The sequence below is a fragment of the Pseudomonas cucumis genome (assembly GCF_030687935.1).
In the GTDB taxonomy this organism is placed as follows: Bacteria; Pseudomonadota; Gammaproteobacteria; order Pseudomonadales; family Pseudomonadaceae; genus Aquipseudomonas; species Aquipseudomonas cucumis.
Genome location: NZ_CP117454.1, coordinates 2631857 through 2645011, shown reverse-complemented (window position 1 = coordinate 2645011; position 13155 = coordinate 2631857). Strand labels below are relative to the sequence as shown.

The window sequence follows — 13155 nt, the reverse complement described above, 5'->3', positions numbered from 1 at the left end:
GTCGGGAGCGTGGAGTTCTATCAGCGGCGAGTCAGGGGTGAATCAGGAGAACAGCGTCAAGGCACCGGTCAGCAGGGCTAAAGCTGTGACCACCAGGGAAGTGAGCACCGCCCATTTGAAGGTGGCGCGCTGGAAGTCGCCCAGGTCGCGATCGACCATCCCCACCAGCAACAGGGTCGAGGCCACCAGCGGGCTCATCAAGTGCACCGGTTGGCCAAGAATCGACGCCCGGGCGATTTCCACCGGGTCGATCCCGTAGGCTGCCGCCGCGTTGGCGAGGATCGGTACCACACCGAAGTAATAGGCATCATTGGACAGCACGAAGGTCAACGGCATGCTGGTGATCGCCACCACCAGCGGGAATAGGTGCCCCCAGGACGGTGGAATCCAGTCCACCAGGGTTTGCGCCAATGCGTCGACCATTTTGGTTCCAGAGAAAATCCCGGCAAAAATACCAGCCGCAAACACCAGCAGGACCACAGTCATGGCGTTGCCGGAGTGTGCGAGGATGCGTTCTTTCTGAATGTCCAGTTGCGGATAGTTGATCATCAGCGCCAGCACGAAGCCAATCAGAAACAGGATTGCCGAGTGCATGATCCCCATCACCAGCGCGACCATCACCGCCGTCACCAGCATCAGGTTGACATAGGCCAGTTTCGGGCGTTTGTGCGGCGTGTCCTCAAGAATCGCCTTGATGTAGCAATCACTCCCGCCGCTTTGCAGCTGGACGTTGCCAATGCGTTTACGCTCGGCGCGGCCCAGCAGGAACGCGGTGAATACCACCCACGCAGCGCCGCCGATCATGGTGGGCAACAACGGAACAAAGTACGCCCCGGCATCCAGCCCCAGCGCGGCAATCGCCCGGGTCGCCGGGCCGCCCCAAGGGGTCATGCCGCTCATGATGCTCAGCGACAGCATGGAAATGGTCGCCAGAATCATCGGGTTCATGCCGATGCGCTTGTACAACGGCAGCATCGCCGCGCAGGTGATCATGTAAGTGGTCGTGCCGTCACCGTCCAGGGCGACAGTCAGCGACAGCAGCGCAGTGCCGACCGCGATTTTCATCGGGTCGCCGTTGACCCGCTTGAGAATCTTGCGGATCAGCGGATCGAACAGCCCCGAGTCGATCATCAAACCGAAAAACAGAATTGCGAACAGCAGCAGCGCTGCCGACGGGGCAACCATTTTCAGACCGTCGAGCATCATTTTACCGGTGGTTCCACCAAAACCGCCGATGACTGCAAAGACGATCGGAACAATGGTCAATGCAACGATCGGTGACAGACGCTTGGTCATGATCAGGAAGGTGAACACAACCACCATGGCCAAACCGAGTAAGGCGAGCATAGGGCAACTCTCTTGTTGTTATGGAATGCGTGGCCGACGCGCAGGCGAACGACCCCGAGCCCGCCAGGCGACGCGATCGGCGACGCCCGGCAGCAGGTAGTAAAAAGGTTAGTGTTTGCAGCGCTTACGCAGTACTAAATGTGCGTGGTGGTCCCGACGCGGTCCCAGGTTTGATCGCCCTCCGGGACAGCTGGTGTTTTACCGTCCAGGGTATCGAGCAAGACCTGACGGTCGCAGGCGCTCTCGGAGATAGAGATCACCACGGTCGCCACGGCGTTACTCGCCAGGCTGGTCAAGGCCCGCGCTTCAGACATGAAACGGTCGATCCCGATCAACAGCGCCAGGCCTGCCAGCGGAATGTCATGGATCACCGTGAGCGTGGAAACCAGTGCCACGAAACCGCTGCCAGTCACCCCTGCCGCGCCCTTGGACGACAGCAGCATGATCGCCAGCATGGTCAAGGTTTGGGTCATGGTCAGGTCGATGTTGCAGGCCTGGGCAATGAAAATTGCCGCCAGAGACAGGTAGATCGCCGTGCCATCGAGGTTGAACGAGTACCCCGTCGGCAGCACCAGCCCCACTACACCCTTGCTGCAACCCAGGGCCTGAAGTTTCTCCAGCATGCGTGGCATGACCGGCTCAGTGGAGGACGTTCCCAACACCACCAGGAATTCTTCGCGCAGGTAACGCAACAGCTTCCACAGGCTGAAGCCGTGGGCGCGGCAAATGCCTCCCAGCACCACAAAGACGAAGAAGGCGCAGGCGATGTACAAGGTCATGATCAACTTTGCCAGCGAACCCAGCGAGGTGATGCCGTACTGTCCGACGGTGAACGCCAGTGCCCCGAAGGCACCGATCGGCGCAAAACGCATCAGGTAGGAAAAAATCTTGAAGACCATCTGCGATGCCGCTTCCAGTACGTCGAGCACTGGCTTGCCACGTTCCCCCAGGGAAGACAGGGCGAAACCGCACAGCACCGCGATAAACAACACCGGCAGCACTTCACCTTTACTGAACGCACCTATAAAGGTGTCGGGGATGATGTGCATGAAAAACTCGACCACCCCAAGCTTCGCCGCAGACTCGGTGTATTGAGACAGGCCCGCCGTACTCAAATGGCTCGGATCGATGTTCATGCCCGCGCCCGGCTTGAACACGTAGACCGCAACCAGGCCGATGATCAGACTGATCACCGTCAGCCCGAGAAACAGCAGCATGGTCTTGCTCAGCAAGCGGCCAAGGGAGCGTTTGTCGCTCATCCCGGCGATGCCGGTGACGATAGTGCAGAACACCACCGGCGCAATCATCATTTTGATCAGCTTGATGAAGGCATCACCCAACGGCTTGAGGGCAATGGCCTGCTGAGCCCAGAAGTGTCCGACCACGACGCCCAGCAGCACGGCGCAGAGGATCTGGAAGTAGAGCGATTTAACAACTTTCATGGCATCACCCATTTTTAGAATTGTTCTGATGCAAAAACGACAGTGACTGCGCGGGAAGGCTACCCGGCGAGCCGTTGGGAAACCGGGGCATACACAAAGCCGGAAAACAGCCTTCGGGCGGTACGAACAACGGAGGCGCGGATTGTCTCACCGTTCTCACCGGTGTAGGACAATACGACATCGATGCCGCCGCTCGGGTGCTCGATCCGCACCTGTTGCAGACGCGGCCCACCGGTATGACCGAGCATGTGTGCCACAACGCTGCCTTCAGTGACACACGCGGTGGCCAGACCGATGGAACCGGTAATGGCCAGCGCACGGTGGCAGTTATGCGGCATGAAGTAACGAACCTGCAACGTGCCACCGGCCTTGGCCGGTGCAACCAGTACAGGCTTGGGGATGACCTTGTCGCTGACGTCGCCCAGGCCCATGGCCATGCCGGCCCGCAGCCGCAGGGCTTCGAGACGGTGCATGAAGTCTTTGTCGGCATCCAGTTCGGCCGGCGTTTCATCGCCGCGTTTGCCCAGGTGACGCGCCTCGATGATCAGCATCGGCATGGCCATGTCGATGCAGGTCACCGGAATGTCGTCGAACCAGTCCTGGGTGCTGCCGGTTGGAAACAGCTTGCCGGTCTTGCTGCCCGCCGCGTCAAGGAATGTCAGTTGAACCGGTGCCGCGGTGCCAGGCACGCCATCGATCGCGGTGTCGCCTTCATAGCTGACTTTGCCGTTTGGTGTCTGCACATCAGAGGTGACGAAGGTGCCGGTGTTGAGATTGCGAATCCGCACGCGAGTCAGTTCATCGGTCGCCTTGACCAGGCCCTGCTCGATGGCAAACGGCCCGACCGCGCAGAGCATGTTGCCGCAGTTCGGGGCGGTATCCACCCGACGCTGGGACACCATGACCTGAACGAACAGGTAATCAACATCGGCATCGGGATGTAACGAGGGGCTGACGATGGCAACCTTGCTGGTCTGCGGGCTGCCGCCGCCGATGCCGTCGATCTCCAGTTCGTGACCGGAGCCCATCACCGAGAGCAACAATTCATCGCGCTCTTCAACCGAAACCGGCAGATCCCAGGCGAGAAATACCGGTCCCTTTGAGGTACCACCGCGCATCAGCACACAAGGAATTCGTTGCATGGCCACTAACTCTTGTTAATCAATCGGGGTAATTGATGTCTTGCAAACAAGAGTGACAGGGAAGTAATTGTGTTTCCAATGCAAAGATCGGAGCAATTATTGCGTTTCACAAAAGAAAGTTTTAACGTTCAAGAACGTGATCCAACGCCCTCCCCCAACGAGATAAAACATGGAATATGAGCTTCAGGACATCCGATCTTTCGTGAAAATCGCCGAACTGGGGAGTTTTCACGAAGCTGCCGATGCACTGCATCTGTCGCAACCAGCCTTGAGCCGACGGATAAAAAAACTTGAGGAGGGTTTAGGGACTACGTTGCTCGATCGCACCACACGCAAGGTCAGCCTGACCAGCGTCGGCCGCGACTTCCTGCCCAAGGCTCGTCGATTACTGGATGACTTCGACGACTCGATCCTGAACATCCGTGAGCTGGCCGAACGGCAAATCGGTCAGGTGACCCTGGCCTGCATTCCAACCGCTGCGTTTTACTTCCTGCCGTCGGTGATTCGTCTTTATAACCAGCGCTATCCGAAAATCCGCATCCGCTTGCTCGACCTCAGCGCCAATGAAGGGCTCGAAGCAGTGTTGCGAGGGGAAGCCGACTTCGGCATCAACATGATGAGCGGCCAGCACCCGGACATCGAATTCGTTTCACTGGTCAACGAACCCTTTGTCCTGGCCTGCCGTCGTGACCATGAGCTGGCCCAGCGGACGTCCGTGACCTGGTCCGAACTGAGCGATTACCGGTTGATCGGCGTCGGTCGCCTGAGCGGCAACCGCATGTTGCTGGACCACGCCCTGTCGGGCTTGAGCTGGCGCCCGCAGTGGTTTTATGAAGTGCAGCATTTGTCCACCTCGCTGGGCATGGTCGAAGCCGGGCTAGGGGTTTCCGCCATGCCGAGCCTTGCGATGCCGGCGGCGGATCACCCGACACTGGTGAGCATCCCGCTGACTGACCCCGTGGTGAACCGGACACTTGGCCTGGTGTACCGTCGAGGCGCATCGTTATCGCCGGCAGCGGAGAAGTTCGTTTCAATCCTGCTTGAACAATGGCCCCACTGAGCCCTGAGCTCGTTCAGCCACCTCGTTGCTGACTGAACGGACGTCAGCCTTTATCCTGACGCCCCGCTGAAATCGGGCGAGCGCCGCTCTCGCCTGCACCACCCAGGAGTTCGTCATGCCCCACGAAGGCAACCTTTTACAAGCCGCTGTCGTCTTTTTGTTCGCGGCGGTGCTCACCGTCCCTTTGGCCAAGCGCCTGCAACTGGGGGCGGTGCTCGGTTATCTGTTTGCCGGGGTGATCATCGGGCCGTCGGTGCTGGGCTTGATTGGCAACCCGCAAAGCGTCCTCCATATTTCCGAACTCGGGGTGGTGTTGCTGCTGTTCATCATCGGTCTTGAGCTGTCGCCGCGACGTTTGTGGGTGATGCGCAGATCGGTGTTCGGCGTGGGTCTGGCGCAGGTGCTGCTGACCGGCTCGGTGATTGGCGTGCTGGCGTTGTTCGTGTTCGGCCAATCCCTGAACAGTGCCATCGTGCTGGGCCTGGGCCTGGCGTTGTCATCCACTGCGTTTGGCTTGCAAAGCCTGGCCGAGCGCAAGGAATTGACCAGCCCCCATGGGCGGTTGGCGTTCGCGATTTTGCTGTTCCAGGACATCGCCGCGATCCCGTTGATCGCAATGGTGCCGCTGCTGGCCGGCGGTGATCACACCAGCAGCGCCACCGCAGATGTGAACCATGGCTTGCGGGTGCTGGGCAGTATTGCGGTGGTGGTGATCGGCGGGCGCTATCTATTGCGACCGGTGTTTCGCGTGGTGGCCAAGACCGGTCTGCCGGAGGTGTCCACTGCCACGGCCTTGCTGGTGGTCATCGGCACGGCATGGCTGATGGACCTGGCCGGTGTGTCCATGGCACTCGGCGCGTTCCTCGCCGGTTTGCTGCTGGCGGACTCCGAATACCGTCACGAACTGGAAGCGCAGATCGAGCCGTTCAAGGGGCTGCTGCTGGGGCTGTTTTTCATCAGTGTCGGCATGAGTGCGAATTTGAGCCTGCTTCTAAGCACGCCATTGGCGGTGCTGGGGCTGACCCTGCTGCTGATCGCGATCAAGTTGCCGCTGCTGTTTGTGGTCGGTCGACTGGCCGGGGGCCTGGGCAAGGTCAATGCGATTCGCTTGGGCATCGTGCTGGCGGCCGGTGGTGAGTTTGCCTTCGTGGTGTTCAAGATCGGCCGGGATCAGGGGCTGTTCGAGCCGCGCCTGTACGACTTGCTGGTGCTGACCATCACCCTGTCGATGGCGTTGACACCGCTGTTGCTGCTGGCCTGCGCACGACTGGTCAAACCCAAGGTTCAACCGGTGGAAGTGCCACAGAAGTTCCGCGAAATCGACGCCGACACGCCCCGCGTGGTCATTGCCGGCATGGGCCGTATGGGGCAAATCGTGGCGCGGATTCTGCGGGCGCAGAACATCAAGTTCATCGCCCTCGACACCTCGGTGGAAACCATCGAACTGTCCCGCAGCTTCGGCGGCGTGCCGGTGTTCTATGGCGACCCGATGCGCCCGGAAATCCTCAGCGCCGCCAAGGTCGAGCAAGCGGAATTTTTCGTGATTGCCACCGATGATCCGGACACCAATATCAAGACGGCCGAGGTGGTGCACAAGCTCTACCCGCACATCAAAATCATCGCCCGCGCCCGTAACCGTCAGCATGTGCACCGGCTGGTGGATGTCGGGGCTCAGGCCGTGCGGGAAACCTATTACTCCAGCCTGGAAATGACCCGGCGGACGTTGGTCGGACTGGGCCTGACGCAGGCCCAGGCAGATGCACGGATCAAGCGCTTTACCCATCACGATGAACAGGTGCTGGAAGCCCAGCATGCGGTGTATGACGATGCGGCCAAGGTGATGCAAACGGCGCAGGAGGCGCGGGCGGAATTGGCAAAACTGTTTGAGTCGGATCAGCTGGAAGAGGAAGCGGGTAAGGTTTGAACCAGATCGTTCCCGCGCTCCGCGTGGGAATGCCGCCATGGACGCTCTGCGTCCGCTCTTGAAATGTGACGCAGAGCGTCACGGAATGCATTCCCACGCAGAGCGTGGGAATGATCATCTGACAAGGAATCCACGATGACTGACCAGACCTCCCCCGCCCTGAAGGAAATCTTCAACGCCGAACGCCTCGCGCACATCGCCACCGAGATGACCGCGGTCTATCCCGGCTTCGATGCCAAGGCTTTCCTGAAACTGGCCAAAACCGGTCTGGCGGATTTGTCAGTCATGCAACGCATGGCCCGCGTCAGTGAATGCCTGCACGCGGTGTTGCCACTCGATTATGAAGAATCCCTGGACGTCCTGCGTGCCCTCGCCCCGCGCCTGAACAGCGCCTTCGTCAGCATGTTTTTGCCGCATTACGTCGCGACCTACGGCGCTCACACGTTCGATCTGTCGATGAATGCGCTCAAATATTTCACGTCCTTCGGCTCATCGGAATTTGCGATCCGGCACTTTCTGCGCAGCGATATCGAACGCTCCTTGGCGCTGATGCACGATTGGTCGCTGGATGACAACGAACACGTCCGGCGCCTGGCGAGCGAAGGCAGCCGACCGCGCCTGCCATGGTCGTTCCGCCTGGAACAAGTCCAGGCCGACCCGACACTGGCGGCTGCGATCCTCGACAACCTCAAGGCCGACGACAGCCTCTACGTGCGCAAATCCGTGGCCAACCACCTCAACGACATCACCAAGGATCATCCCGAGTGGGTCCTGGCGCTGATCGAGGGTTGGTCGCTGGACAACAAGCATACGGCTTGGATTGCCAGACACGCGCTGCGCAGTTTGATCAAACAAGGTAACAAGCGGGCGCTGGCAATCATTGGCGCAGGCGGCAAGCCCGAGGTTGAAATCATTGACGTGAAGGTCGAACCGGCGGTGATTCGCCTGGGTGAGAAAATCACCCTGTCTTTCAGAGTGAAGTCCACGGTCCCGGACAGTCAGCGATTGGTGATCGATTACGCGATCGATTATGTCAAAGCCAATGGCAGCACCTCGGCAAAGGTGTTCAAACTTAAAGCCCTCACACTGTCCGACAATGCCAGCGAAGCCATCAGCCGCAGTCAGCACATCAAGGAACTGACCACCCGCAGGCACTATGCCGGCCAGCACGCGGTGCACATTCTGGTAAATGGCGAACGCTTGGCCAGCACCCAATTCCGAATTATCGCTGACGCTCATTGACGCCCACACCAGAGCCCCCGGGCAGCATGCGCGTGAGCGTGTTGTCGCGGACCCAATAGTGATGGAACAACCCCGCCGCTGCGTGCAAACCAATCAACCAGTAGCCAGTGCTGCCGAGCAATTCATGCCAATGCTTGAGTTGCTTGGCCAGATCGGGATCAACCGCCACCGGCGCCGGCAGGAAAAAACCGAAATACGGCATCGGCTTGCCCCCGGCGGCCAGCATCAACCAGGCCAGTAGCGGCGTAGCGATCATCAGCCCATACAGCGCCAGGTGCATGAGGTGCGAGACGCCCGTCTGCCAAGTGGGCGGGGCCGGGGTAATCGGTGGGCGGGGCGTGAGGCGCCCGAGCAAGCGAACCCAGACCAGCGCAAAAATGCTCAACCCGAATATGCCGTGCAGCCCCAGAAACAGGCCCCTCAAGGCATGCCCACGGGGCAGCAATCCTTTGATCTCGATGCAGCCATAAACACCGACGAACAGCGCCAGCATCAGCCAGTGCAAGGTGATCGAGAGTTTTCCATACCGGTGTACTGCTGAATCTCGGGTCATACAGGGCCTCGTGAAGATCAGTGGCGGCTGCCGATTCATTTCGTACAGCCTGGATCCGGTTTCGTCGAACCGACCGGCGCCACCCTGCCCGTCCAGTCTTAAGACAGTCTGAAGGTCCACCTTCAGACTCCGTTAAGAATTGCCTTTGATACTCCTCCCAAACTTACTCAGGGAGGCGTTCTTGCCCATGCCCGATTTCGACTGGAACATCCCTCTGCCCCTGCACTTCGGCCAAGCCGAAACTCCGCAGATGAGTCTGGCCAGAGCCTTGCCGGACGATCCCCAGCGTCCGGCTTTCGAAACCTTTATCCAGCAGCGTTTTCGAAAGGCCCACGGCGCCGACATCCGCCAATTCATGCCGCAGCTGTTCGGCATGAGCGATGCGTCAGGCACGCTGTGTGCGGTGGCCGGCGTACGACTGGCCGGAGCCGAGCCCTTGTTTCTGGAGCGTTACCTGGACGAGGCCATTGATCCGCTGATCAGCGACGCTGCCGGTCAACCCGTGGACCGGGCCGGTATTGTCGAGGTGGGGAACCTCGCCGCCAGCGATACCGGCAGCGCACGCTTGAGCATCATCGCCATCACCTACCTGTTGGCCATGGGCGGGCTGGAATGGGTGGCGTTCACCGGCAACATCGGACTGGTGAACAGTTTTCATCGCCTGGGCTTGAAGCCGGTAACGCTCTGCGCCGCCGACCCTGCGCGGCTGGGCGACGACCGTCACCTCTGGGGCAGTTATTACGAGAGTCAGCCATGGGTGCATGTCGGCAACATCCGCGCCGGTTTCATCCATTTGCGCAACATCGGTCTGTTCAATCGCCTGGGGTTGCCGACGTCCCTTGAGGAGTCCACCCATGTCGCCTGAAATGGAGCGGTTCAAGCAGACCCTGCGCAATCACGCTGAACGCAAGACCAACGCCATCGCCTTGTGGGGCGATCAGTTGAAACTGGACTACGCCACGCTGTACGCCGAGGTCATGTACCGCCAACAGCGTCTGCGCGATGAGCACGTCAAAGTGGTCGCGTTGGCCCTGGATAATGGCACCGAGGCAATGCTCTGGGACCTGGCCGTCCTGTTCGAAGGGCTGACCTGCCTGACGTTGCCGCCCTTCTTCAGCCCGGCGCAACGCAATCATTGCCTGCAACAGAGCCAGGCCGAACTGGTGATTGCCGAACCGGAACTGGAGGCCGAACTGCAAGGGGCGGGCTACGAAAAAAACGGTGAATTCTGGCGTCGCACCTTCAGCGGCCCGAACCTGATACCCGAAGGCACCGCCAAACTGACCTTCACCTCAGGCACCACCGGCACGCCCAAAGGCGTGTGCCTGAGCGCCGAGAGCCTTTTGCGGGTGGCCCGTGAACTGGATCAGGCGAGCAAGCCCACCGATCCGCGGCATCACCTGGCGCTGCTGCCCCTGGCGATTCTGCTGGAAAACCTCGGCTGTTATGCCGCGCTGTATGCCGGCGCGACCTTGAGCGTGCCGAGCCAGAAAACCCTGGGCATTCAGGGTGCCAGCGGTGTCGATGTGCCGCGGCTGTTGGGTTGTCTGGCCACCCGAAAACCGGAAAGTCTGATCCTGGTACCGCAGTTGCTGCTGATGCTGGCCAGCGCCGCCGAGCAAAAAGCATTCAACCCCCAATCGTTGCGTTTTGCTGCTGTGGGCGGTGCGCGGGTTTCCGAAGAATTATTGCATCGCGCCCAGCGCATAGGCATTCCGGTCTATGAGGGTTACGGGTTGTCGGAATGCTCGTCGGTGGTGTGCCTCAATCGCCCAGGCGCGCGCCGCCCAGGCAGTGTCGGCCGGCCCCTGCCCCATGTCGAGATTCGCCTGGCCGATGACGGCGAAGTGCTGGTCAAGGGCTCAACCCTGCTCGGCTATCTGGGGCAAGCCCCCTTCAGTGATGATTGGTGGCCGACCGGCGATCTCGGCGAGTTCGACCCGGAAGGTTTTCTCTACCTCAAAGGGCGCAAGAAGCATCAGTTCGTTACCAGTTTCGGCCGCAACGTCAATCCGGAATGGGTCGAGGCCGAACTCACTCAGCGTCGTCACATCGCTCAGGCGTTTGTCTATGGCGAAGCGATGCCAACCAACCACGCCCTGCTCTGGCCCCATCGGCCGGACTGCACCGATGAAGAGCTCGCCGCCGCCGTGGCCCAGGCCAACGAGGCCTTGCCCGATTACGCCCAGGTTCATCACTGGACTCGTCTCGATCAACCGTTCACCGCCGCCAATGGCTTGCTGACCGCCAATGGCCGACCGCGCCGCGACGCCATCGTCGAGCGTTATCGGGCGCAGCTCACTGAATCCGTTTTTTCCGAGGAATCCGCATCATGAGTTTTTTCGACACCTTGCAAGACGCCACCCAGCAGGAACGCCACGAGTTGTTCAACTTGCCGATCATCCGCGATGCCCTTGAGGGCAAGGTCAGCCTGGAGAGCTACCGCGCCTTCCTCGCCCAGGCCTACTACCACGTGCGCCATACTGTGCCGTTGATGATGGCCTGCGGCGCGCGGCTGCCGCAGCGGCTGGAATGGTTGCGTAAAGCGGTATGCGAGTACATCGATGAGGAATACGGCCACGAACAATGGGTACTCGACGACATCGAGGCCTGTGGCGGCGACAGAGAGGCGGTGCGTGACGGTCGTCCATCGCTGCCGATCGAATTGATGGTCAGCTTCCTCTACGACCTGATTGCCCGGGATAACCCGGTAGGCCTGTTCGGCATGGTCAACGTGCTGGAAGGTACCAGCATTGCCCTGGCCACCCATGCGGCCGGCAGCATCCGCGAGCACCTGGCGCTGCCGGAAACCGCCTTCAGCTACCTGAGTTCTCACGGCTCGCTGGATATCGAACACATGCAAACCTACCGCCGGCTGATGAACACACTCGAAGACCCGGCGGATCAAGCCGCGGTGATTCATGCTTCGAAGGTCGTGTACAAGCTCTATACCGATATGTTCCGCGGCTTGCCCCGCGATGGGGAGAACCTGCATGCAGCTGCATGAAGCCCGTGTGGTTTTGACTGGAGCCAGCGGCGGTATCGGCCTGGCCATCGCCAGCGCCCTGTGTGCCAGTGGCGCGCGGGTGTTGGCCGTGGCCCGGCACCAGGAGGCGCTGGAGCCCTTGCTCGAACGCTACCCGCTGCACCTGTGTTGGATCGGCGCTGACCTGACCGTCCCCGGCGACCGACACAAAGTGCTGGCTGCGGCCGAAGCCATCGGCGGCATCAACCTGCTGGTCAACGCCGCCGGGGTCAACCACTTCGCCATGCTCGAACAGCTCGATGACAGCGAGATCAATGCGATGCTGGCGGTGAATATCAGCGCGCCAATCTGTCTGACCAAGCTTTTGCTGCCGATGCTCAAACAAGCCGAGAGCGCCATGGTGGTGAATGTCGGCTCGACCTACGGTTCCATTGGCTACCCCGGTTACGCCAGCTATTGCGCCAGCAAATTTGCCCTGCGCGGTTTCTCCGAAGCCCTGCGCCGGGAGCTGGCCGACACCCGGATCAACGTGCTTTACGTCGCCCCCCGGGCGACCCACACCAGCATGAACAGCCCGGCGGCCCAGGCGCTGAACGATGCGCTCAAAGCCAATGTCGACGATCCGCAAACTGTCGCCTCGGCGGTCATCCGTGCCATTGCCGGTGACCGGCGCGATTTGTACCTGGGCTGGCCGGAACGCTTTTTCGTTCGCCTCAACAGTCTGTTGCCGCATCTGGTGGACCGTGGCTTGCGCAAGCAGTTGCCGCTGATCCGTCGCCTCAGTCAGAAGCCCGATAACGAGAGCCTCAAACCATGAAAAGAATCGTCACTTGCCTGCTGCTCGGGGCGTTGAGCCAAAGCGTCTGGGCGCTGGACGCCGCCGATCAGCAGCGCCTCAATGGCATTCAGCAAAGTTGGGCGCACATTCAATACGAATTGCCCGCCGAACAGCGCACCGCGGCCTTCGAAAAGCTCGCGACCCAAGCCTCGGCGTTCACCCAGGAACGCCAATCCCTGGCCGAAGCGTGGATCTGGTCCGGCATTGTCACCAGCAGTTGGGCCGGAGCCCAGGGTGGCCTCGGCGCCCTGAGCAAAGCCAAGGCCGCCAAAGTCGATCTGGAGAAAGCCCTCACCATCGATCCCAAGGCCCTGCAAGGCTCGGCCTACACCAGCCTTGCGGCGTTGTATGATCGCGTGCCCGGCTGGCCCATCGGTTTCGGCGATGCCGACAAGGCCGAACAACTGTTAAAGCAGGCTTTGCAGCTGAACCCGGCCGGCATCGACAGTCTTTATTTTTGGGGCGATCACCTTTACCGTCAAAAGCGCTATGGTGAAGCCAAGCAAGCACTGCAAAAAGCCTTGCAAGCGGCGCCCCGCCCTGGCCGGGAAAGCGCCGATGCCGGGCGCCGCAAAGAGATCGAAGCGTTACTGGTGGACGTGAACAAGAAACTCAACTGAC

At 60.4% G+C, this 13155-nt stretch carries 12 protein-coding genes; 8 read left to right on the top strand and 4 right to left on the bottom strand.

What is annotated here, in order from left to right:
- Window positions 1–42 precede the first annotated feature (42 nt).
- From PSH97_RS12170 to PSH97_RS12160, 3 genes are all read right to left on the bottom strand, one after another.
- Window positions 43–1347, bottom strand: coding sequence for a CitMHS family transporter (locus tag PSH97_RS12170; RefSeq protein ID WP_305449384.1), 1305 nt, complete (start codon window positions 1345–1347; stop codon window positions 43–45).
- Between the two features lie 134 nt (window positions 1348–1481).
- Window positions 1482–2801 carry a C4-dicarboxylate transporter DctA gene (gene dctA, locus PSH97_RS12165; protein WP_305449383.1) on the bottom strand — a complete coding sequence of 440 codons (1320 nt, stop codon included), beginning with the start codon at window positions 2799–2801 and terminating at the stop codon, window positions 1482–1484.
- Window positions 2802–2848: 47 nt separating this feature from the next.
- On the bottom strand, window positions 2849–3931 hold the full coding sequence (locus PSH97_RS12160; RefSeq protein ID WP_305449382.1) for a 4-oxalomesaconate tautomerase: 1083 nt from the start codon (window positions 3929–3931) through the stop codon (window positions 2849–2851).
- A 169-nt stretch (window positions 3932–4100) separates the two neighbouring features.
- Here PSH97_RS12160 and PSH97_RS12155 point away from each other — a divergent pair, with 169 nt between their 5' ends.
- The 3 genes from PSH97_RS12155 to PSH97_RS12145 all read left to right on the top strand — a co-directional run bounded on the left by PSH97_RS12155 (window position 4101) and on the right by PSH97_RS12145 (window position 8157).
- Window positions 4101–4991, top strand: coding sequence for a LysR family transcriptional regulator (locus tag PSH97_RS12155; RefSeq protein WP_105345608.1), 891 nt, complete (start codon window positions 4101–4103; stop codon window positions 4989–4991).
- A gap of 115 nt (window positions 4992–5106) precedes the next feature.
- On the top strand, window positions 5107–6915 hold the full coding sequence (locus tag PSH97_RS12150) for a monovalent cation:proton antiporter-2 (CPA2) family protein (RefSeq protein ID WP_305449381.1): 1809 nt from the start codon (window positions 5107–5109) through the stop codon (window positions 6913–6915).
- A 135-nt stretch (window positions 6916–7050) separates the two neighbouring features.
- Window positions 7051–8157 carry a DNA alkylation repair protein gene (locus tag PSH97_RS12145; protein ID WP_305449380.1) on the top strand — a complete coding sequence of 369 codons (1107 nt, stop codon included), beginning with the start codon at window positions 7051–7053 and terminating at the stop codon, window positions 8155–8157.
- On the opposite strand, the gene PSH97_RS12140 is transcribed toward PSH97_RS12145, so the two are convergent.
- Complete coding sequence (locus PSH97_RS12140) at window positions 8138–8710, bottom strand: cytochrome b (RefSeq protein ID WP_305449379.1); 573 nt, start codon at window positions 8708–8710, stop codon at window positions 8138–8140. The two genes, PSH97_RS12145 and PSH97_RS12140, sit on opposite strands and share 20 nt — an antisense overlap.
- 187 nt (window positions 8711–8897) lie before the next feature.
- Between PSH97_RS12140 and PSH97_RS12135 the strand changes: the two genes are divergently transcribed.
- Genes PSH97_RS12135 through PSH97_RS12115 form a run of 5 tightly spaced genes read left to right on the top strand, consistent with a single transcriptional unit; the run spans window position 8898 to window position 13154 of the window.
- The gene (locus tag PSH97_RS12135) at window positions 8898–9575 is read left to right on the top strand and encodes a thermostable hemolysin (RefSeq protein ID WP_305449378.1); all 678 of its coding nucleotides are present in this window, start codon (window positions 8898–8900) and stop codon (window positions 9573–9575) included.
- Entirely contained in the window at window positions 9565–11046 is a 1482-nt protein-coding gene (locus PSH97_RS12130; protein WP_305449377.1) for an AMP-binding protein, read from the top strand. Before PSH97_RS12135 ends, PSH97_RS12130 begins: the two co-directional genes overlap by 11 nt.
- Window positions 11043–11717 (top strand): TenA family transcriptional regulator, encoded by a 675-nt coding sequence (locus tag PSH97_RS12125; RefSeq protein WP_305449376.1) that lies wholly within the window; start codon window positions 11043–11045, stop codon window positions 11715–11717. The genes PSH97_RS12130 and PSH97_RS12125 overlap by 4 nt, the downstream gene beginning before the upstream one ends.
- Window positions 11704–12513 carry an SDR family oxidoreductase gene (locus tag PSH97_RS12120; protein ID WP_305449375.1) on the top strand — a complete coding sequence of 270 codons (810 nt, stop codon included), beginning with the start codon at window positions 11704–11706 and terminating at the stop codon, window positions 12511–12513. The genes PSH97_RS12125 and PSH97_RS12120 overlap by 14 nt, the downstream gene beginning before the upstream one ends.
- Complete coding sequence (locus PSH97_RS12115; protein ID WP_305449374.1) at window positions 12510–13154, top strand: tetratricopeptide repeat protein; 645 nt, start codon at window positions 12510–12512, stop codon at window positions 13152–13154. The genes PSH97_RS12120 and PSH97_RS12115 overlap by 4 nt, the downstream gene beginning before the upstream one ends.
- The last annotated feature ends 1 nt before the right edge of the window (window position 13155 follow it).